Genomic DNA, 2,501 nt, shown 5'->3' with positions numbered 1-2,501 from the left:
CATCCGGTAAACCCGTACTGCGTGACCCTAGCACGCAGAGTATAAAGGACAAGCCCTGAAAAGATGGTCACTGAAAGGTAGATGGGTCATGCGTGACCCATACGGTTCATCAAATAGAGTCACACGCATCTCCCCAAGCATCCGGTAGAACGCTCCTGCGTAAATGGAGCACGCAGACCATAAAAGACAATCCGCAAGCAAATGGTCACAAAGGTAAACCCGTACTGCGTAAATGGCTCGGTTCAACAAATGAAACAACACAAAAGAAACCCACAGCAGGCAATAAACAAAAACACCCCCGGAAATACCGGGGGTGCGCATCCTCTGGGAGGATCAGTTCATAATGGTGTTCTCGGTTTCCTTGTCGAACAGGTGAATCCGGTTCGGATCGATGGCAATATCGATCTCGTCCTGGGGACGAGCGGTGGAACGAGGAGATACACGAGCAGTCAGCGGATAACCCTCGCAGGTCAGGTACAGATAGGTCTCTGCACCCATCAGCTCCGTGATATCCACAGTACACTTGATGACGCCTGTAGTTGCATTGGACAGATACATTTCCTCATCATGTACGTTCTCCGGACGAATGCCCAGGATGACTTCCTTGTCCACATAGTGCGCCAGGTTCTCATTGACCTTAGCCTCCGGAATTACGATCTCATACTTCACGCCACGGGTGGTCTTTGTGTCGTTGGAGCCGAACTCAACCACATACTTGCCGTCACGCTGGTGCAGCATTGCTTCGATGAAGTTCATCTGGGGGGAACCCAGGAAGCCAGCAACGAACTTGTTGATCGGCTGATCATACAGCACCTGCGGTGTATCGATCTGCTGAACAAAACCATCCTTCATAACAACGATCCGGTCGCCCATGGTCATTGCCTCGGTCTGGTCGTGGGTTACATAAATGAATGTAGTACCCAGCTTCTTGTGGATCTTGGCGATCTCGGTTCTCATCTGGGCACGGAGCTTTGCGTCCAGGTTGGACAGCGGCTCGTCGAGGAGGAATACCTGGGGCTGACGCACGATTGCACGACCCAGCGCAACTCTCTGACGCTGACCACCGGACATCGCCTTCGGCTTTCTGTCCAGCAGATGGGTCAGATCCAGGATTCTTGCAGCTTCCTCTACCTTGCGGGCGATCTCATCCTTGGGCACCTTGCGGAGCTTCAGACCGAACGCCATGTTCTCGAATACGGTCATGTGGGGATACAGCGCATAGTTCTGGAACACCATTGCGATATCTCTGTCCTTCGGCGCAATGTCGTTTACCAGACGGTCGCCGATGTACAGCTCGCCCTCGGAAATTTCCTCCAGACCAGCAATCATTCTCAGGGTTGTGGACTTACCACAGCCAGAGGGCCCTACCAATACGATAAATTCCTTATCTCTGATTTCCAGATTTACGTCTGAAACAGCTACGACGCCACCCGGATATTTTTTATAAATCCCACGCAAAGACAAACCTGCCATTTCTTCCAGTCCTCCAATTATCAAAATTTTATTATTCTGTCCCCCAGAATAAGCTATGCATTTATCATACCAAATTTCACGGCATTTTGCAAGTCACTAATTACCCAAAGTTCAAGTTACTCATTTATCCAATATGAACAAAAAAAACAAGCGCAAAACCGCAGCACCTCGGAAAAATCGGGAGTTTTAAACAGCTGCTCGATATCTTTGTGCAAAAGCAACAGATAGTCTCCTTTTCCCAATTTTACGTCGATCGGCAGATCTCCCATCTGCACCCGGAGCAATTGTTCCACATGGTTTTCCACAGCGGCGAACATACGTTTTACCTGGTGAAATTTCCCTTCATGTAACTCCACCAGCGCCGTATTTTCCACGCCCGGCAATGCCGCCACCCTTGCCGGCAGGCACCGGGTACCATCCTCCAGCACCACCCCGTTTTCAAAGGTTTCAACAGTTTTTTCAACAACCGGCTTGGCAAGCTGCACAAGATAATACTTTGGGATGTGCCGCCTGGGGGATAAAATCCGGTGGGCAAGGTCTCCGTCGTTGGTCAGAAGCAGCATGCCCTCCGTGTCCACATCCAGCCGCCCGGCAGGGAAGATCCCCTTCCGCAGCTCCGGCGGCAGGAACTCCACCACCGTCTTGGTTTTTCCGGTTCGGGTGGAGGAAATGCAGCCCTTGGGCTTGTTGAGCATGTAGGTGCGATGGAGGGCGGTGGGCAGGATCACCCCTGCCAGCATGATCTCGTCCCCCTCGGGATCCACCTGCCGCCCCGGATCCTGTTCCGGCACACCGTTAACCCGGACGCTGCCCCGGCGCAGCAGCTCCTTGACCTCCTTCCGGGAATAGGCGCTGTGATCTGCAATACATTTGTCAAGCCGCATATTTGTACTCCTTCCGGCGTAAATTGAAACAGAATGTCCCGCCCGCCGCCCTTTCTTTGGATTGGTTTTTGTGTGAATTTGATGCTTTTGCGTGACCTTTTTTGTGTGTTATTTTTTATTCTCTGCGTGCTCCATTTACGCAGT

2 protein-coding genes are annotated in these 2,501 nt (G+C 51.7%); both read right to left on the bottom strand.

Features of this window, described 5'->3' with window-relative positions; all coding sequences use genetic code 11:
• Window positions 1-333: 333 nt before the first annotated feature.
• Window positions 334-1,473, bottom strand: a complete 1,140-nt coding sequence (locus tag QVO51_RS03435; protein ID WP_022357248.1) for an ABC transporter ATP-binding protein — start codon at window positions 1,471-1,473, stop codon at window positions 334-336.
• Between the two features lie 116 nt (window positions 1,474-1,589).
• The gene (locus QVO51_RS03430) at window positions 1,590-2,357 is read right to left on the bottom strand and encodes a pseudouridine synthase (protein WP_022357247.1); all 768 of its coding nucleotides are present in this window, start codon (window positions 2,355-2,357) and stop codon (window positions 1,590-1,592) included.
• Between the last annotated feature and the right edge of the window lie 144 nt (window positions 2,358-2,501).

The organism is Ruminococcus sp. CAG:379, from assembly GCF_000434255.1.
GTDB lineage: Bacteria > Bacillota > Clostridia > Oscillospirales > Ruminococcaceae > Ruminococcus_F > Ruminococcus_F champanellensis.
The sequence above is the reverse complement of the archived record's forward strand: the minus strand, read 5'-3'. Positions and strand labels throughout refer to the sequence as shown.

Bases quoted from the DNA above. Each gene is read 5' to 3' on its own strand.
- QVO51_RS03435 (WP_022357248.1), bottom strand. From the start codon at position 1,473: ATGGCAGGTTTGTCTTTGCGTGGGATTTATAAAAAATATCCGGGTGGC.
- QVO51_RS03430 (WP_022357247.1), bottom strand. From the start codon at position 2,357: ATGCGGCTTGACAAATGTATTGCAGATCACAGCGCCTATTCCCGGAAG.